The sequence below is a fragment of the Flavobacterium quisquiliarum genome (genome assembly GCF_019308285.1).
GTDB lineage: Bacteria > Bacteroidota > Bacteroidia > Flavobacteriales > Flavobacteriaceae > Flavobacterium > Flavobacterium quisquiliarum.
Window position 1 is genome coordinate 58,451 of record NZ_WWEM01000032.1, and the last position, 21,686, is coordinate 80,136.

Annotated in this window: 8 protein-coding genes; all 8 read left to right on the forward strand. The window is 33.7% G+C overall.

Annotated elements, in window-relative coordinates; all coding sequences use genetic code 11:
- The first annotated feature begins 339 nt into the window (after nucleotides 1–339).
- The gene (locus GSY47_RS15340) at nucleotides 340–2,289 is read left to right on the forward strand and encodes a hypothetical protein (protein ID WP_179002471.1); all 1,950 of its coding nucleotides are present in this window, start codon (nucleotides 340–342) and stop codon (nucleotides 2,287–2,289) included.
- Nucleotides 2,290–2,828: 539 nt separating this feature from the next.
- Nucleotides 2,829–10,277, forward strand: coding sequence for a hypothetical protein (locus GSY47_RS15345; RefSeq protein WP_179002472.1), 7,449 nt, complete (start codon nucleotides 2,829–2,831; stop codon nucleotides 10,275–10,277).
- A 13-nt stretch (nucleotides 10,278–10,290) separates the two neighbouring features.
- Nucleotides 10,291–17,019 (forward strand): hypothetical protein, encoded by a 6,729-nt coding sequence (locus GSY47_RS15350; protein WP_219071455.1) that lies wholly within the window; start codon nucleotides 10,291–10,293, stop codon nucleotides 17,017–17,019.
- 89 nt (nucleotides 17,020–17,108) lie between these two features.
- Nucleotides 17,109–18,263 (forward strand): gp53-like domain-containing protein, encoded by a 1,155-nt coding sequence (locus tag GSY47_RS15355; protein WP_179002474.1) that lies wholly within the window; start codon nucleotides 17,109–17,111, stop codon nucleotides 18,261–18,263.
- A gap of 12 nt (nucleotides 18,264–18,275) precedes the next feature.
- Nucleotides 18,276–18,653, forward strand: coding sequence for a tail fiber assembly protein (locus GSY47_RS15360; RefSeq protein WP_179002475.1), 378 nt, complete (start codon nucleotides 18,276–18,278; stop codon nucleotides 18,651–18,653).
- A 61-nt stretch (nucleotides 18,654–18,714) separates the two neighbouring features.
- Complete coding sequence (locus tag GSY47_RS15365) at nucleotides 18,715–19,809, forward strand: DUF5977 domain-containing protein (protein WP_179002476.1); 1,095 nt, start codon at nucleotides 18,715–18,717, stop codon at nucleotides 19,807–19,809.
- A 53-nt stretch (nucleotides 19,810–19,862) separates the two neighbouring features.
- Nucleotides 19,863–21,134 (forward strand): hypothetical protein, encoded by a 1,272-nt coding sequence (locus GSY47_RS15370; RefSeq protein ID WP_179002477.1) that lies wholly within the window; start codon nucleotides 19,863–19,865, stop codon nucleotides 21,132–21,134.
- Between the two features lie 195 nt (nucleotides 21,135–21,329).
- A partial coding sequence (locus tag GSY47_RS15375) for a hypothetical protein (protein WP_219071456.1) occupies nucleotides 21,330–21,686 on the forward strand: 357 nt, incomplete at its 3' end.

Consider the following 21,686-nt stretch of genomic DNA (forward strand, 5'->3'; position numbering starts at 1 on the left):
AATCTTTGAGTTGTTTTAAATCAAACGAGAAAGTTCTCTCTTAATTACAAAAAAATAAATTTTTAAAAACTCTGGAAACTTAAGATCTTAAGTGTTCCTACTCTACTATTGGCTCCATCCAAGTCAATAGTGAAACCTTATTTCTTTGTTTTACAGCTTTGTAAAATAAAACCCTATTGTGACGCCACTAACACAATTTTTAAACATTCAGATAACTTGCAATCATCCAAAATCAAAAACTGTTTGCAAGTATCCATATATCTGAATGCATTACGGTAATCCCCTATAAGCCAATTAAAAGCCTATAAATTTTATAAACCCGTAAATAATTAATTAAAAATGAGTACAAATCACAACAGAATCAAAGTGGCAGATTTAGAAAAAAATCAGCCAAACAAAATTTTAAAAACAAATCAAAATGGTGAATTAGAGTTTAGTGATGCGACCAATCTTCAAACTGAAACTTACAATGCTCTTGATTGCACTACAGAAGGTAGAGCTTTGGATGCTAGACAAGGAAAAGTATTAAAGGAGATGATTGAAAATGTACAACCGCAAATCATTCAAGATGCTTCAGCAAATCAGTATGGGATTATCAATACCACATCATTACAAGAGTTAGGAGGAGCAGACAAAACTATTAATGGGGTTCGAATCGGTAAAGGAGCAGGAAATGAAATAACGAATACTGTTCTAGGACATGATTCCTTATTTAATAATACAACTGAAGGATATTGCAATACAGCGATTGGTTATGCATCTTTACAATCAAATATTGATGGTTGCGAAAACACTGCTATAGGCGATAAAGCTGGATTAAATAACATATCAGGTGTTGCAAACACTTTTATTGGCGAAGTTACAGGATGGAATAATACAATAGGAAATGATAATATCGCTTTAGGTGCAGGCGCTTTGAAAGAAAATATATCCGGATCAAATAATACTGCAATTGGTAGTTTAGCTGGCGACTCTTTAATTACGGGAAGTAATAATACTATTATAGGCAGACCGTCTGGTATAAGCTCAAACGATTCAAACTTAGTTGTTTTAGCAGACGGTGCTGGTAATTATGCTCTAAAAAAAGAAGCAGATAACAGGCTACTTGCTCCAACGCTAACAAATGATTTAATTGATGCAGGCGGAAATAAATCTTTAATAACAAAAGAATATTTAATGCCTCAACTCGCTTCAAAGCTTACTGCTTCAATTGCAACTGACGAAGAAACTCAAATTAAATCAGCAGTAACTGAAGACAACAAAGTTGTTAGTCGATCTAAACTTTACAATTGGTGGGAGGTGATAAAATCGCAAGCCCAAACTATTTCAGGGAAATGGAATTTTACAGGTATTCCAACTGCACCAACTGCTTTGGCGGGAACAAATACAAAACAAATCGCTACTACAGAGTTTGTAAAAACAGCTGTAAATAACATTCCGATTCCCGTTATAAAAGATGTTTCTGAAAATCAAAGTGGAGTTGTCAATAACACAACACTACAAGAATTAGGAGGAGCAGATAAGACCATTAATGGTATTAGAATCGGTAAAGGAAATAATTCAATAATTACTAATACTGCATTAGGATATTTAACATTAAACTCGAATACTACAGGCAACCAAAATACAGCTGTAGGTATTGCATCATTAATGTCAAACACTACGGGTAATACTAACACAGCTGTAGGTAGGTCATCATTAGGTGAGAATACTACGGGTTGTAATAATACAGCAGCAGGACATTATTCTTTGTATTTTAATACTACAGGCGAACAAAATACAGCTTTAGGAGCAAGAGCATTGTTTGTGAATAACAATGGCTGTAATAATATAGCAGTAGGTCATCAGGCAGGAAGTTATTTAACTTCTGGTAGTAATAATTTACTAATTGAAAATATCACAGGCCAAAGTATCACAACTGGTAATAATAATATTGTATTAAATCCAATTCAAAAAACTGGAATAGTTACAGGAAGTAATAATACAATTATTGGAGGATATGATGGAGTTTTTAATTCCACTGACTCCGATTTAGTAGTCTTAGGAAATGGTGCAGGTGTAGTTGCCATCAGAAAAGAATCAAACAACAGGCTCTTAGCACCAACACTTACAAATGCTCTAATTGATGCAGGCGGAAATCAATCACTAGTCACTTTGGGATATTTTAAAGCAAATTCAGCCGTAAATGTTGTAGGGATATATCCTGACAACGCCACTGCTCTTTCTAACGGGAAAAAAGTGGGAGATGTCTATAGAAAAGCTACAGGAGAATTAATGATAGTATTCTAATTAAGATATTAATCTTACAACACAATGAATCGATTATAAAATCAAAAAAACTTATTAATACCTTCCACCTACTTCATCAACATTAAGTATAAAAAATGAGCTCCTCAATAATTTTTTTAAGGAGCCATAAAAGATAGGTTTCTGTAGAGAAACCTATCTTTTAAAAACCGAAAACTATTTTCAGCCCAATGGTAAAACTGCCTTTCTTTTACAGAATCGTCTAAAAAATCCTTCCAAACCTCATCCACTTTCTTTACAACTCTGTAAAGCTCCAGAACATCCATGTTAAACCGCTAAGCAGCTCTTTTTTAAGCTCCAATTTTAGATTCATCTTTACGCTGTCAAAAGAAAAAAAAACATTTAAAACCTCCTGAAAAACTAAATCTTTTGAAAATTATTAAGCAGACAAATTGTTAAAACTCCTTAGAAAAATCTCTAAAAAAAACTATGCCATTACACCCCAAAGATTGGTTCGATCTAACTACAATTTAATAAGTCAAAACACGAACAAAAAATTAAAGTCAAAAACAAATTAGAATATGCCAACTAATCCAATTCCTGCGGTTCCAATTCCTACAGCAAGATACTATCCCCGATTATCGGAGATTATTACTGTAGATGATTTACCTGAATTTTTATCGTTTGTTGAAGATGGTATGAAAGCCATTTTTGATAAAATTCATTATAAAAACTTACAATACTCAAAAGGATATCGCGGCGATTCTGCCTTTTATAGTCTTGATATTGTATCAAGCGAAAAACTCGCTATTCCATTACCGTTTAATCTTGGACTTGTCCTTAATCCAGACTTGGATGGAGATTCTTCGATTTCCTCTTTTCCAATCACTTTAGAATATCAGTGGGAAATTTTAGCTTTCTTAAAAACATTCCGCTCCAGCAGTTTCTCTTTTTCTCTGGAAGACTTTTATTCTCTGGGTCTTCAGGTTTTTCGCATCAGCGAGGAACAGGTTGTGGCGCACATGATGAATATTTTTGTAGAAGCTGAAGAAGGAAAAACAAAATACGAACAGCTTTTAGAAGATATCAATACGCTTCAAAATACCGATCTGGAATTTCCTGCTGGTGTAGAGCAATCTATCAGCGCTATTATTAACCTTATCAATACTAGCACCGTAATTACAAAATCGATTCCAGCACTTTTATTTGCTTCTTATATCGTCTCAGATGATTTAGCAACTACTAAAAGTAAGCTTCAGGAATTTTACAACATTGTAGTTCCTGACGGAATCGAGGCTCACATTAAAAGAATCATTACGCCAAAAGCCAAAGCTACTTTAGCTTTAAGCGCTGGTATCGAATTTCCAAGAAACATTTTAAAACCAGTCCAGCCTAATGGTTCTGATTATGGTAATGGAACTGAAAAATCAATATTTAAATTCGCTCAGGCACAATTATATGCCGACACCGAAGAAGGAATTGGTTATCAATTAGAGTTAGGCGGAACGCTAAAACCAGATTATGCCATGATTGGCAATACAGGTTTACTGCTTCAGTTAGACACTTTAAAAGTAGATTTAAGCAAGAAAACCAATATTCCAGAAGCCGATGCAGACGGTCGTCCAAATGATTTTGTCGGCGTTTATGCTCGTGCTGTTTCGGTAACTCTGCCATCGAAATGGTTTAATGAAATCCCCGAAACTCCAGGAAGCACTACTCCAACATTAAAACTAGGTGCTTCAGATTTATTAATAGGTTCTGGCGGTCTTTCTGGAAATATTTATTTGGAAACAGTTCCAAGTAAAAATGGTGCTTTTAGTTATTTCAATGATAAATTCAATTTTAATTATCCGATTACCATGTTCGAAAAAGACGAAAATGGTGTGGCCAATAAAAAAGAAATTGCAGATTACGCCTCTTTACTTGCCTTCTTACAGGAATTAAACAGCAAAAATTTGCCTTATGCTTTTGATTATCCGTTATCGTTAACGACACTTTCTGGAATAGTTTCAACAACTGTTGATCCTTCAACAACTTATATTTTTACGGAAGCCAAAGATTATCAAGCCTTTTTAGCAGAGCTGTATGACAATACACTTTGGAGAACAATTGGTCAAAAAGATAAAGGTTTTAAGGTTGGTTTCAACAAATTTGATATTTCCTTTAAACAGAACAAAGTAATTGGTTCTAATATCAAAGGGAAATTAGAAATTGATAAATTTAAAATTAAGAGAGAAAATCTACCTGATGTACCATTTACTGCTTTGGTTGAAGGCCACTTGCAGGATAATGGTGATTTTAATCTTACGGCTTCTTTCTCTAAAGAAAATGAACCGCAAGCCAACTTATTTGATCTTGTAAAATTCGATTTCCATAGTGTTGAATTAGGAAAACAAGATGATGACTATTATTTAGGAACTTCATGTAAAGTTTCGTTTGATGATGAAAGCTTAATTGGAAAACTTTTTAAAGGTCAGAACTTTGAGGTTGAAAAACTTCGTGTTTACAGCGACGGAAATATCGAGATTGAAGGCGGCTCTATTCCAATTCCTATCAGTCTTTCTATAAATCTTGGTCCAGTTCAAATGGGTGTAACCAACATTAACTTTGGTTCTACGCAGATTAACGGCCGTAAATATAATTTCTGGGGATTTGATGGAGCTATAAGCGTTAATCCACTTGGAGTTGATGCTCGTGGAGAAGGAATAAAATTTTATTACTCTACTGATCATAATGAAAAAGGTCTTGAAAAAGATACCTTTTTAAGAATTCAAACAATAGAAGTCGATTTAATTATTCCTGGAACTGCTACCGAGGCTTCGGCTATGGCAATTATTCACGGTATGATTTCGCTTCCTGAGCCAGGGAAATCTCAAGAATTTATAGGCGAAGTTGGTTTAAAACTTCCAAAAGCCAAAATTTCAGGAAGTGTTGGTATGCGATTTATGCCTAAGTATCCAGCCTTTTTACTAGATGCCAGTATCGAACTTCCTGTACCTATTCCGTTAGGATTTCTTGCTATTAATGCTTTTAGAGGTTTACTAGGGTTTAGATATGTAGCAACTAAAGAAGCCGCAGGACTAAAAAAAGACAATAGCTGGTATGAATTTTACAAACATCCAAAACCTGGAATTAATATTAGAAAATTCAGCGGTCCACCGGATTCGATGAAATACAATGCACCATTTTCTATTGGAGCTGGAGCTACTTTTGGTACAGTTGCAGACGGCGGACATGTTTTGTCTTTGAGAGCGATGTTACTGCTTTCACTTCCTACCTTATTTTACATTGAAGCAGGATTGAATATTATTGCTGGAAGATTAGGTCTTATTGAAGATGACCCAAGCAATCCGCCATTTTTTGCTATGGTTGCTTTTGGCGATGATTCGCTAGAATTGGCCGCTGGCGCAGATTTCAGTATTCCAAAAGACAGTGGGCAAATTTTCAAACTTCATGCTTTATTAGAAGCTGGATTTTTCTTTAAAAACCAAAAACCTTGGTATGTCAATCTTGGTTCTAAAAAAGACCCTATCGAGGCTCGAATTTTAACCTTGTTTACTGCCAAAGCTTTTATCATGCTTTCGGCTCAGGGAATTGAAGCTGGAGCACGACTAGATTTTAAACTACAGCAAAGTTTTGGCCCAGCCAAAGTCAAATTATGGGCGTATTTAGAATTAGGCGGAAAAATTTCGTTCAAGCGTCCTCAGATGGGAGGTTATATCGCCGCTGGAGGAGGTATTCAAATTAAACTTTGGATTATCAATATCGAAATTGTGCTAGATACTATTTTTTCTGTAGAATCCTTTAAACCATTCCTTATCTATGCCAAACTAGAGCTAAGTGTACGTGTAAAAATTGGTTTTGTAAGAGTTCGTAAAAACTTTAAAGTGGAGCTTCAGTGGGATATCAACAGAATTGTCGATCGTACACCTTACAGTCCGCTTCCTAAAGGTACTTTTGGAGATGGTGAAGATGACAGAACTTTAGAAAATGTCAAAGGGGTACACATGCTGACCAATGAAGCTTTTGCCCTTAATTATTTCAAATCTGAAGGAGAGAAAGACTACAATAGGAATGTATTCGATAGTAATGGTATGCCAAAAGCAACCTTGATTACTGAAGTAATTCCATTGGATACTTATATCGATATTAAAACTGCTAAAGGTTTACTGCCAGATAATTCGTTGTCTAAAATAATTGGAGGTTATACTGGAGAGGCTAAAAATTACACCGATATGATGCCTCCAGTTGAAAAAATTGCTGGAAGATCTTTACGCCAGGTAAAACATAAATACGGAATTAAAGATATTGAACTAAAATCTTGGAATGGTTCTGAATGGGAAGATTATCACCCGTTTGAAGCTGTTGTTAAAGATGTAGAAAGAACTACTGCTTTACAGAATTTGCCTTGGGCACAATGGCAGAAAGCAATTGACCAATATGATAGTATTCGTGTTTTAGCAACAGATCCTTTTTCATTTTTAAGCAAGGGAGAGCCAGGATGGCAGGTTCCGGAACAGTTTGGAATTACACCTTCTAAGTTATTCTGTAAATCTGTTGAAACAAAAAAAGAACATACTGATTTCCTAAATAAAAAAATCGGAAGACGTTATTACGTTCCTACACAATATGAAGCAGATAAAATTAGTGGATTGTTTTTTAAACTTATTGGCGAAGCTCCAGAAATTATAGAAAATAATAAAACTGAGGGTGGCGATTTTATGAGTATTACTGGAGAAAGAAATCCTCATAACTACAGCAAATCTTTAGCATTCCAGAACTATAATGAATTAGAAATTATTTTCCCGCAAGCAGCAATTGAGCCAATATTTCAATTGACAACACAAGCTAAGGAAGTAAAAATTAGAGCTTATACCTCAATCATTGAAAAAGAAGGTGATAAATTACCTGTCTACAAAGCCGTAAACATTAGAAAGACTGAAAACGGAGATTTCGCTGAAGAATTGGTCTATACTAAAGCTGAATTATTAGGAAATATAACCTTATACAATGAAGAAACAGATCCTAATTTAAAAACTAAAATAGATAAAATTGTAATTACTCCGATTGCAGCAAATGCTAAAAAGATTAAAGAAGTTAGAGATAAAATTGCTGCATTATTTGATAATACCTATACAAGTGCAAATGGAGATTTTACAATGTCAGGTCCTAGTGATATTAATCAATATGATTTGCTGATTGCCCAATTAAATGCACTAAAAGCTGAAGCTGGAAATGACAATGTACAAGCAGAAACGCCAGATCAATTAACATTTACGCATTATTATGGTTATAAAGGAAAAGAGCTATATGCTTTTGATAAAGTAATCAAATACAACGATACTTATCTTATTTCTTTCCATCCTCAAGCAGAAACAACAGTGTTGCTTCAAGTTGATTTAAATGGAACTGTTTTAAGAGAACGTTTAGTAAATGGAGTAGTTACCTCTATGCAGGTTGTAAATAATAATTTAGTGTTAACACAGGCCCTAAAAGCAAATCAATGCAAAGGAATTGGAAAAGCAATTGTCGATCTTGATTTGATTGTGGGTTGTGAATCTCCAATTGATGCGATGGCAATTATTGAGCTTGATGAGGAATTAAATCTAAATTCCGGTACTCAATATTTGAACAGTTATTCTTTAGGATTCAATAAAGTATTTTCTCTTGCAGGCAACGAATTACTTTGGATCAATACTTTAGAAAATGAAACTCAAATTAATTGGGTTGATGGAACCAATCGTTCTCTTGTGAAACGTATTAAAGTTAATGGAAATGCGATTAAAGTTTTACAGCATAGTACCACTGAATTCAGTTTGGTAACAAAAGACAAAAAAGTTATTCGTTTCAATCTGAATACAAATACAAAAGCAATTTCTGTAGTGGACACAAAAGTACTTTCTGATATAACTTTATCTGAAATTACTGATGCTGTAATCGCAAACGGAAAAACGCTAATCACTGTAAAGTTTTCTGATGAAAAATTCGGTTTAGCTCAAATTGATGGAAACACATTAAATATTGTAAAACTAGATACTGTTCTAGATTCCCCAATTTATTTATCTAATAGCACTTTAGCCGACAACTCAACTATTGCATACAATAAAGATTATTTGTTTGTTTTCAGTGAGACATTAGGACTTAGCAGATTAATTAAAAGAGGAACATCAATAGAAAATGCATCGATAATTCATATTCAAAATGAACCTTCTCAAAATGAAATTGCGATGCTTTCGTCTAAACCAAATGAAAAAGGAATTTATTTCTCATTGTTTAATAATCAGTTTGATAATTGCTCTTTATATGCGGCAGCAAGTATTTCGCTAATTTCTTCTGCTGGAACAATGACATCAGAAACAACAAGTTTAACGACGCTTACACCAGCTGCTAAAGTTGATTACAACAGAAGACCTAAAAATTCTCAATTAATTACAATTAATGATACAATTTGTGCCAATGGATATTCCGAAGAAGATCCTGAATTAGAGTATACAACCAGTATTCAAAGTGTAGAATGGTTAAGTAAAGAAAGCTATTTACACAATAGAACTATCCCAAGTGAAACTGCTGTAACTGAAAATCGTAAAGCTATGGAAGACGCAATACAAAATACGGTTCAGCCTATTTGGAGACCAAATACAACGTATTGTTTGAACTTTACTTTAACGGATACCGTGGATGATAAAACCCCAAATGTCTTTAAATATTTCTACGGTTTTAAAACATTGGGACCTGTTGGACACTATCCTATTCCTGATCCTGTAACGCCAGATGGCCAACAACCACCAACGAAAAATGAACTGACAGAATTATCCAAATCGCCTCTGACTTCGTTGAGACAATATTTAGATTACAACCGTTCTTATCCAAATGCCGATGGAAGTTTACTGCAGTCTAAACCTGTTTTCTACGGACACGATGATTGTAAAATCTCTATGTTTTTTACAAGTCCTTATGTCTATCATATGTTTAAAGGCTGGCCAAAGTACGGAGATAATAGGCTTGAAATCAACGGTTCTCTAAATCTGATTATCAAAGATCCTCTTACTGATATGCTTATTGATTATCCGCTTCCAGAAGAGACAGAAGAAATCAAAATAGATTATCCAAGAGCGATAGAAGTTGATAATGATGAAAAATGGAAAAGCGATAATGATCCGAGAATTCCACTTGGTATTCAGGTCGTGAATAATTTTATTAATTCTCATCCACAAATGGAATGTGGTATCCTTTTAGGAGATCCTTTAAAACCGAAATCATATAAATATGAAGTCAATCTAACCGATTTAAAACCTTCCAAATTATATACCATTTTAGCTAATAATTATTATGATGTCAACCAAAATAAGAAAGTCGATCCAGGCGAAAATGTCTTAGTACACCAATACGGTTTCCAGACTTCACGTTACAAAAATTTTGAAGAACAAATTCAAAGTTATACAACGGATCAAGATGCAAATACTAAAGCATTGTTTGATGTGAAAGTAAATGCAACTCCAGAACAAATTGATGCTTTACATGATGTAATTATCGGGAATTCAAATATTTTAAGTGATTCGATGACCTTAAAATATCAGCATGCTTTTGACCGTGCCATTGAAGGAATCTTAAAACTGTCTCCTCTTGACCCTGCTCAAAGTACTGAGGTAAATAAAATTATTGACAGCAATACGAACAAAGTTATAGCGCTTTTAGTTCGTAATCCCGAGCCATTCAATATTCCGAAAATACCATTGAAAGAAATTCAGGATACTATTTCTGTAGTGAATGTCACTTTAGATGAAAATCAAAAGAAAGTCTACACTAAAAAAGAGGCTTATAAAGTATTGCATTCTAAAGATTACGCACAAGTTTTGATCATGCATGATGATAAATTCATTTCAGAAAACAGTCTGGAAATCTTATTTGATTACAGAATGTGGAATAATGACGAAATCGCTGTAAATGAAACTAGACCGCTGACTTCGTCTCTTAACAAACAAGATATAACAATACAACTGCAACCAGAATTAGAAAATACAAATCTTTAAAAAACAATAAAAAATGAGTTCTATAAATCTTCAGGAAAATCAACTCTCCGGCTGCGAAACTTATATCGCGATTGTAGTAGACGAATCGGGTTCAATTGATGCAAATGAAGCACAGCAAATCAAAAGCGGGCTGACTTCCTTTATCAATTCGCAAACTCAAAGTAACATTACGCTATCTTTGATTGGAATGTCTCATAGTGATGTGAATTCAAGGCTGGATCATATTATTGAAAAAAGAATTTCAAGCAACAGTTCGGAATTTTTAACCTGGATTACTAATTTCAAACGAACTACTGCACCTGTTCCAAATCCACAATCTGATTATTGGGCTTCTGGTTTAGAAGCAGTAAATAATCTCTCTGTAACTCCAGATATCATAATCGTAATAACTGATGGTTCACAAGTCAATGACTTAAATAAACTGAAAAATCTATTCAATGTATTAAATACTAAGTCTCACGTTTTTACTTATGGAGTAACATCTAATGATTATCAGACAACTGGATTTACCAATTTGAATTCTGCTCTTACAAATTATCTAGGAAAAATACCTTTATTAAAATCTGCCAACAACACTATTTTAAATTCAGATTACATCGAATTATCAGATTTTACAAGATTAAATAGCGAATTAAATCAGCTTACTTCCGATTTAGCCACAGCAAATATTGGTTGTTTAGCGAATGTTGATATTCTTCAAAACAAAATCGAATATCCCATATTTAAAGCTGGAAGTTACATTAATGTTGATGCTGGAAGTTTAGTTCTCAAAAACAAAAGCCGTATTCCACTTACGCTTAATGCGGATACAAAAATTCATAGCGAAATAGCTGTTGAAGGCTTAAGTTTTATGATCAAAAATACGGTCACTATCGAAGCTGGCACAGAAATAGAAGTTTCTCTTTATGTAAAAGGTACACCAGTAAATTCTGGAAGTTTTTCAAAGTTAATTGCTATTAGTAATGTTAATAATACCAGTCAGTTTAAACTTAACTTAAATATAGAAAGTCGATCTGCAACCTGCGAAACTTACATCGCAATTGTAGTAGACGAATCAGGCTCTATCAGCACTGATGAAGCACAGCAGATTAGAGAAGGACTAACTTCATTTATCGATGCTCAGGCCCAAAGTAAAATTACACTTTCATTAATCGGAATGTCTAACAGCGATACTGCTGTTAGACCCGATGATGTGATCCAGAAAAAAATTGCAGCTAATTCGCAAGATTTCAAAGATTGGATCAATTTATTTGGCAATGGAAGAGCTTATATACAATCTGATTATTGGGCTTCAGGTTTAAATGTGGCTAAAAATCTAACCGTTACTCCAGATATTGTATTTGTTATAACTGATGGTCTTCAGGTAAATAACTCCGAATTATTGAAAGGATTGTTTACTGATTTAAATGAACGTTCCAAAGTTTTTGTATACGGTGTAACCAGTTCTACAGAGACAGCAGAGGAATTAACCGTTCCATTAAATACTTTTTTAGGCAGAACACCAATAGTAAAGGAGAATACAAGTACAGCACTTAGTTCAGATTATATTAGAGTTTCCGATTTTAATACTTTAGGAAATGAATTAAACCAGTTAGCTACTAATTTATCTGATGCTCAGATTGGATGTATTTCGAATGTAAGTATTGTTCAAGACAAAATTTCTTATCCTGCTTTAAAGAAAGGCATAACAGTAAATCAGCCGGCTGGAACTTTAGTCTTAAAAAACAAAAGCCGAGTGCCTCTTTCTTTAAGTTCAGGCATAAAAATTCATAGTATTGGTAGTTTGAACGGTTTAGTTTTTAAACTAAAAAATGCAGTTACAATTCCAGGTTCTGGCCAAATTGAAGCTGCCATTCAAATTGAAGGAAAACCAGTCGATTTAGGCACTTTCTCTACTCCTATTTTTCTAGATAACGTCTATAATCCTTCGGGATTTAGTATCAATTTTAATGTGGTGAGAGAATCTCCAACAATTGATATTACTTCAAATAAAACGAATCTGCAGTCGACTTATTTACAAATTGCAGCAGCAGGTTCAAAAGGAATTGACAGTACAAGAGGAATTCATCTTCGCTGGATGCTGGCTGGGAAATTGGGAGAAAAACATCTTCCAAAAGGAAACTTATATCAAGGTTCTGCAATCAATTTTAATAAACCAGACGATTTTGTCAAAGTATACAGAGCTCCTTATACAAAGACAAATTACAACTTAAATTTAAATGCACAGCCACAATTGGTTGACAATGATAATGCGCTTTGGATTTATAAAACAGCTGACGCAAAAAGAGCTATTTATGTTCATTTTAAGAATAAAGAGAAATACGCAGCAATCAAACTTTCTATTAATCCTAGAACAAATCCAGCTGCTTTCATTCAGGCATACGGAAACAATCTGATTGAAATTGAAAACAAAAATGAATTGTTTTTTGCTGCAGAATTGAATTTTACTTCTGTTACAAATTACAGCACATTGAAATTAGAAACATTGTCTGTTTCTGAAAATAACATAACGGCAGCTAAAAGAGTTACAAATCGTAAAACTTATTCTGCCACACAATTAAGCAATGTTCGTTTAGTTGCAGAAAACGGAAGAAGTATTCGATTGAAAGCCAACAATTGTCTTTTAAGCTCTATAAATTTTGAGTTTTATTCAGACTTCATTACAAAAGCAAATACAGATGGAAATTGGAATTTAAAAGGCAAATATGGTTTAGAAACCAATGATCTAAAAGTATTTGAACAACTGGAGCCAAGATTAAATGCTGTACATGGAAAATGGCTTAGATACAATGATGGGGAATATGTAAACATTGCCAACTATAAAGACAAATGGAATAGAACAACCAACATACAAGACAAAAGTGATAAAAACATCAAGCAAATTGTTGAGAAGTACATTGAATTAAGCGAAAAATCATTTAATCCAACAGCTTTAGAACCAATCAATTTTGGAGATCTTGACACTGCCAAAACTCCTGAAGAAATTGAAGAAGAACAATTGGATGATGAAAACCTAAACACAATATCTAATCTGGATTTACTGAACATTGCTGCCAATGATTATCATATTGCACGTATGTTAGGTTTAGGCTGTATTGATATTGATGATGACGTCTTTTCTGGAGATTATGTTTATTTAACAGAATATACTACGCTTGGAGATTTAGGCGATGGTTTAGGAGCTCGTGAAGTACAGCATCTTTCTATGAGTATTCCAACCTCTTTAAATACAGAACGTTATTCGCTTCCTATTCAATTAAACGACATCGTGCCGGGATTAAATGTCAACTCTGATGAAAATCAAACTGCTCCAATTACAGATCCTGATGGTTATAGTTTTGATGGAAAGAAAAGATATCTAAGTCTATTTATGGACGATGTCATGGATTACGACATTAATACCGAATTCTTTAAATCGTCAGCCGAATATGATGGAAGTTCCTTTACATTCCCCGTATATCTAGGTGTTAATTTTAAATTAAACGATGAAGAAGGCTGGCGAAAACCATCGCTGTCTCATGATTTAGATTATCGTAATGTCAACAAAAAACTTGAACCCGGATCTTATGAAGCGGTTCCAATTATAATTCCTGAATCTGGAAAATCTATTTTAAATGTCCGCCAGGAAGCAACGGGCAATAATACCTACAGCTATCAAGGATACGGAATCAACATTTTCTCAAGAGCTTCGGCAGGAAGGCAAATAAGTATTGAATCTGAAATAAAACCGGCAAACAATTTAATGCCACCAAGCAACATTAATGCTCTTTTAATTACAGAAGAAAATCCATTAATGTTTACTTCGGAGTCAGAGCAAATCCGTTTATCAAACATTACGGGAGACGATAAGAGTTTGGTTCGAATCTTATTTGATTATTATTCTGCTCAGGAATTATTGAGTTACACAATCCCTGAAGGAATGTCAATTGATGAAGCAACAAATGAAAATAGTATTTATCCTGATAGTGAAGAAATATTAGCTGATCATTTTAAACTATTCTATAAAGACGGACTTCCTGAAGTAGAATACGGAGAAATTGGAGAAATCGACAATTTATCCGACGTTCTTACAGCAACAATTACTATAAAAGAATATAAAATTCTTAGCAGTGGCGAAGAAGTAAAAATTTCTTTAACAGAAGAGAATAAAAAACGTTTTACTGGAGGAATTTTAACAGTTGGAGATGAAAATTATCTCATTCAAGACATCGAAGTTTTTACTAAACCTGGAGATACGGATAAATTTGACTATGCAAAAATAAAAGTATTAAAAAAAGAAGTGAGCGACAGTGCTCATGCTGATGGAGAAGCCACAATAGATTCTGATCAAATTAAATCTATTGAAATACCTGAAAGCAAATTATGTACAATGGTGCAAAACATGCAGACAGCCTGCAACTGGCATAAACCCGGAATTGATTTTAAAGTTGAATACCCTGCTGAATTCAATAAAATCCATCGTGAAGTCATTCAGCCAGAAAGCGAAAATTCAAGTGATTTACAGGTCGAGAAAACTAGAGGAATCTGGGAAGATGCTGTAATCGAAAGAGTTTTGGAAGAGACTTTTGAAATGAATGCTGATGGTTCTTACAAAGTAGACACAGAGGGTGCTCCTGTAAAATGGGAAAATCAGAAAAGACATTTGGGTCTTTACAAAATTACTTTTCCTAGTTATAATTTACCTCAAGATCCGCAGTTTAAATCTAGAAGTGAAAATTCTGTAGAATGGTTTAATGGTATTGTCCGCTTGTTTACTAAAAGTTCTTATAAGGAAGGAAGCACTATTCCAGTAAAATCAAGAAAAGAATTTAAAGTAGTCCGTACAGAAAAAGAAGATGTAACTGGCAATCTAGTTTTAATTGTCAATGATCCTGACTTCAAATTAGGAGATTATGTTAATCAAGTAATGGATGAGGATTATGATGAGATTATTATTGGATCCCGAATGGTAAACTATTATCCAAGTTATAGAGTGTATTTATATGCTAATCAGGCTTCTGGTATTACTAAAGAAAATATTCAGCCAAGAGCAAATGAAAGTACCCATTACTCTATCTTCGGAATCAGTTCTGGCGCAGTTCGACCAACATTCAAATACAAATCAAAGATTAGTATTCCTTGTCCAATGTATGCGGTTAAAATTGAAGAGCCTAAAAGACCGGAGAAGATAGAAAACGATAGTTTGTATGCTACAAGACCTGATTTTTACAATCGTTCGACTTTTACTTTTAAAACTACATACAATAAAGATCGTAAACCTTATGGTGCTTTGCATTACAGAGCCAGCGAACAAGACTTTTTAAATCTTTTGTATGAACCGGCAACAGTAAAAACAATTCGCGAAGAATTGAGAAAATTGGGTGGCAACGATGAAATTCAATTTAAGGCGAGATGGGACGATTTTTTAAATTTTAATGAGCTGGCAGAAAGAGGTAATTATAACGCTTATCCAGAAAATCAAACTGAAGCAAGTTATCAATTTCCAATGCCAGATAATGAAGAATTTAAAAATTTAATTAACGATTTTATTAAATGGCATAATGCGGCACAAACGCTGCCAGAGATGAAAGAAGTTGAAATTGATTCGATAACATCACTAAATCAAGTAATAATTTCAAAAGGAGTTGAAAACCCTGTTTTAGCAATACATTTTATCGAAGAAGCAATACAATCTGCCTTTGTTCCTTTGACTGAAGTTCCTGTCGTTTATGAGTATATAAAAGGAAGTGATTATGTTCCAACAAATAAAAAACAAACCATTAAAGACAAAAATGGTCATGCCTTAAAACCTACAGATACAGAATTCGATATTGCCCCAATGATGAAAATCGTTGATGAAGTTAAAAATATAACTCAGTTTACCGATTTTAATTTGGATGGAAATTCACAGAATGTTTATTTCTATGCGGTACGTGAAATGGACATTAAAATGAATTTCAGTCCGTTTAGTGATTTCTTAGGGCCAGTAAAACTAGTCGCGTCAAGTCCGCCTCAAACTCCGGAGATCAAAAGAATTATGCCAATTCTCGAAAATCAGGTTTTAGGAATTAAACCTTCAATTCAGTTTGAAATCAATGCTTATCAGCCAGAATACAAAATTGGCAAAATCAATATCTACCGTACCGATTCTATGCTGAATGCACAATCGATACGAACGATGACATTAGCAAAAGAAATTTTAATTGATGAGGATACTTTATCGAATGAATTTGACAATGTTTGGACAGTTTATGATGATTTTGAAGATCTAGAATCTGTTCCTTTTAGCGACGGACTTTTTTATCGAATTACCGTTTCAAGAAAAATAGAATATGCCGATTCTAGTTCAACAAAAGATAATCCTGTTCTTACTATTGATTATGCACCATCGCAGCCATCAAAAATTACAGCGACTGTAATAACTGACAATGTTTCCCCACAATCTCCGGTATTAGAAGCGTCTGCCAATGTCACTGGGACAAATGAAGAAATCTTAGAACCAGTTGTTTTCAATTGGGAAAAAACGACTCATAATGGTAAGTATCATCTTTACAAAATGAATAATCAAGGAAATTGGGAGAAAATTCATGAAAAAGTTTCAAACGAGCAGAACATTATACTGCCTTTACTAGAAACTAGACTACGAGTAGATGAATTGGTTACTAAAAATGAAAATGGAGAAAGAATCTACCATCATTTCAAAGTGCTTTCTGAAAATTCTTCAGGAATGTTCAGCAGTGAAGAAAAAATCTTAACACTTTAAAACTATTAAATACCAATGCTTAAAAACATTGGTATTTATCTCTCAGCTTTTTCAAATAAAATTTTACAGCAAGAAAAAAATTAAACAACATGGCAATAACAAGAAGTGACTTTCACAACAAATTCAACAATGGTGATATTCCATCACACTCAGACTTCGTAGAAATTTTTGACAATTTCGTAAACAGAGAAAGTGATAAAGCCGATTTTCAAATGATTGAAATTGGCACCGACAATGAACATTATGTAACCCCAGCTCTTTTAAGAAGTATTTTCCAAAATTCAGGAATTCTATCGGGAAACTGCTATTTTCCTTATAAAGAATATAGAGACGCTTTTACAGGTGAATTAATAAATTTAGAATATGAACCTATTGAAAATAGTGTCAAAGTATTCAAAAATGGACAGTTACTAAAACAAGTCGAAGATTATATATTAAACGAGAAACAAGGAACCATTTTTTTCCCTGATGGAGGAATTGCGGATAGAAATATTGAAATTAATTATTGGCACCAAAATAAAGATTCAGTATCAGGAAGTTTTGAGTCAATGTTTGGAAAAGCATCGATTCCGTTTAAAGAAAATTTTAGTGAAGATACTTTTAATAGCGACACCATTATTTTACAAAAAAAGCCTCTAAAATACAGTGCAAAAATCTACAAAAATGGGCAGTTATTAAGAGAAGATAAAGATTATTCTATTGTTGACGGAAGTAATGTAATAACATTTGCCTCACCTATCAGTAATCGTAATATCGAAGTAGATTATTGGTACGAAGGCCCTATTTCATTAACCGATGCGCAGCTGAATACAAAATATGTCGATTTAACTACAGCACAAACCATTGGTGGTAAAAAGACTTTTACAGAAAACACAGAAAGTAAAGGCTTTATTAAAACAGGCGGTACTGCCAACCAATACCTAATGGCCGATGGTTCAGTATCCACTTCTGCCGGCTCTGAATATGATGCAGGACATGCAGGTTTTGGTCTTCTTTCTTTTGGAAATGGAGGTTATCAAAAATTTAGTAATGGATTAATTCTTCAGTGGGCTTATTTAATAAATGGCACAAATACTTATAGTTTTCCTCTAACCTGGCCAAACAGAGCTTTAAGTGTTACATTATCAACTGTAAGAACATCTTCAGGAAGCAGAGGATTCAACCATGTTGCTAATCTTACAAGAACAAATTACTTCGCAGTTATCGATGGCGCAAACGGATACATGTTCGCTATTGGATATTAATAAATAAAAAAAATGAAAAATATGTATAAAGGAACTTACAACACTGATGGTGAATACACTGGTTTTTATGTAGAAGGAATTCATGAAAGTATTCCAGAACCGAATGTCGAATTAAATGAAGAAGAATGGCAGCAAGCTTTGTCAAAAAACTATAAAGTCATTGGAGGAAAACACACTTATTCTCCTTTTGTTCAAAGTCCTGAAGAACTTCTTGAAAGCATTAGAGCCACCCGCAACACCTTATTGATTGAGAGTGATTGGACACAAATGGAAGACTCTCCTCTTACTGAAACAAAAAAACTAGAATGGAAAAATTATAGACAAGAATTAAGGGACTTAACAGAAACTGATAATCCAGAATTTATTGTCTGGCCTTCAAAGCCATTGTAGTAAAAAAATAATTACACAATATTTTTTTAAACAAATCATCTCACTATTATAAAATAAATACATGGAAGAAAACACAACCTATAAGCCTTTTGCCTATCAAGAAAACTACATTCCAGCAGAAGGAGAAACAGTTTTTTATAATACGGAACAAACATTAACTAAAACTAAAAACGATTGTACAGCAGGAATCCCTAGTTCAGTAAATCTTACTGCCGAAGCAAACAAATTTGTATCAAATGAAAGTGTTGACGAGGCAAATGAACAGGCAGAGGCTTGGTTAAAAACGAATTCTCAAGCCTATGCCAATAATACAGGAACCTGCTTTATTGATAGTACTCCTCCTAGTACTATACTTTTAAGTACATCGAATATCACTCCAAATACAGTAGTATTATCATGGACAGAAGCAACAGATAATATTGGAGTTTCAGGTTATGATATTTATATTGATGATACTTTTTTAGACGCTACTTCAAATGATGTTTTGTCGTATACAGTTAACGAGCTTTCGTCTTCTACGTCTTACAGTTTTTATATAAAAGCAAAAGATTTTGCTGGGAATTCAAGCAATAGTAATGTATTAGAAGTTACTACATTACCTCTAACATTGACTCTCAAAGCGGTCAAATCAGTAATATTCGAGAAAAAATCGACTTCATGGAGCGGATGTAAAGACGCAGCTTCTGCAGATTTACAACATACGGATAATAATGTTATTGGCGGTGGAAAAGATGCTTCTTACTTTTATCTTAATAGATATAGAGGAGTTATTGATACTTCATCGATTGCAACAAAACCAAAAACTGCCAAAATTAAATTTAAGTTCGCCCAAAATACTGTCGGTGGTGCATTAACGTTTAATCTGTATGGTGCTAATATTCAAATTCCTGTCGGACAAAATTTCCAGCTTGTCGATTGGAACGATTGGGATTCAAGCACTTTTATAAATAGTGTTTCAGTCCCTGTTAATTCAACGTCTGAAAATGAAATTTCTTTAACTTCTTCTCAATTAGATCTATTGCTATCTCAACAAGCATTTAACTTTTTCCTTATTTCTAATGGCGATAGAAATAATTCAGATCCAAGCACAAACAACAGACCGACACTTTCTATAACTCCTTCAACTGGAGAAGTTTATTTAGAATGTGAGTTTTAATACTACTACCCCGTAAAGACTGAATAATAAAAACAAATTAAATACCACAAAAAATGAGTACAGATTATAACAGAATAAAAGTGGCTGATTTGGAAACAAATGAACCGAATAAAGTTTTAAAAACAAATGAAAATGGCGAATTACAATTCAGCGAAGTATCTTTGGATAATGATCTATTCTTTGAATCAGGATTAGAAGCGGACTCGATAGTATTAAAAAACAAAAACAATAATACCTCAACCGGAATAGGAGCTGTAGTACTGGGGCAGAATTCTGAAGCATCAGGTGTACATGCCTCAGCTATAGGCCTTAACACAACTGCGTCAGGATATTGGTCTCATGCTCAAGGAAATAACACAGTGGCTAGTAACTTTGGAAGCCATGCCCAGGGAGTTAGTACAATATCGTCTGGTTATGCGAGTCACGCACAGGGTGAAGAAACAGTAGCCAGTGGAGATCATTCTTTTGCAGGAGGATATTCAAGTACAGCCTCGGGAGAATCTTCATTGGCTTTTGGTTTCAATGCAATGGCTAATGCAACAGGAACAATTGTACTAGGTTCAAATATCACAGGAAATCAACCTAATACAACTTATGTAGATAATCTAAATATAAAAACACTGAGCAGTGGAACAAGTATAATGAATTTAGGATTAGATTCTAATGGCAACGTCACTAGTCATCCTCGACAAAATCTACAATCTATTCTAGACACTGGCAGTGGTGCTACCACAAACAATGAACTTACTATTTGGACACCAAATTTTAGATTTTTTAATTCCCAAAGTAAAGGAGCTATACTTACAGATGGACAAGGAATAAAAATTCAAGGACAAAATGGAGGAATTTATCTAGAAGGTCATTCTGGAGGTTTACACTTAGGCAATACTTCTATTATTGATTTTAGTGCTCCTGCTGAATTTTTGGCAGAAGCTTGGCTAAAATCGCCAACTCGAGTTAAAAACGGTAATGTTTTAATTTTTGAGGGCTCAGGCAATAACGGAGTTATCAATAAAGGTCAATATCCTGGAGATCCTTTATTGATAAATTGTGATGATGGTATATTAGTAAACAACAAATATATTGCAACCGCAGTAAATGGTGTTACAGCGGATCGTTCTGGTATGATTGTAACTATGGCAGTAAACAATACAACTACCCCATTAAGCTTATCAGACTTAAATTCAACTTATCCTAATGTTTTACCAGCTTACAGAGTACAATGTTTTGGTATAGAAAGTGGAGGAATTATTTATGAAAAAAGTAATATCTCTAGTAATGGTATTCCACAATGGTTTAAATATCCAGCCACAAAAGTATTGTAAGTTTTATAAAATGAGTTCTAAGTAAATGCTTTAATTTATAAAAACGGAACATATTATTCCACAAATAAACACAAACAAGTTTTAGTAGTAAATTTAAAAAAACTTGCTTTTATAAAAAACTCATAAGTTCTATAAGGCTTATGAGTTTTTGCAATCCATAGAAATAATAAAAAACATTTAAGTTAATTGTTACAGATGAACACAAACTATAACAGAATAAAAGTATCTGATCTAGAAAAAAATGATCCAGATAAAATTCTAATAACCAATGAAGATGGGGAATTAGAATTTAATGACCTAACCTCTTCCTTAGATTTCAAAACCATTAATGGCGAATCTATTATTGGAGATGGAAATATTGATTTATCAAATAAACAGGATATTTCAAATCAAATCACTGTAGCGTTACCCGCTACAGTTCAAGATATATGGCATGGAAAAACTATAAAATTCACAGGAACAGGAATATTAACTATTCCTAGTTCTTTCACCAATCCAGGAATGTGCTTTGAAGGAATTACAAAAACAGCAACTAATTTAAGCTGGTCTATT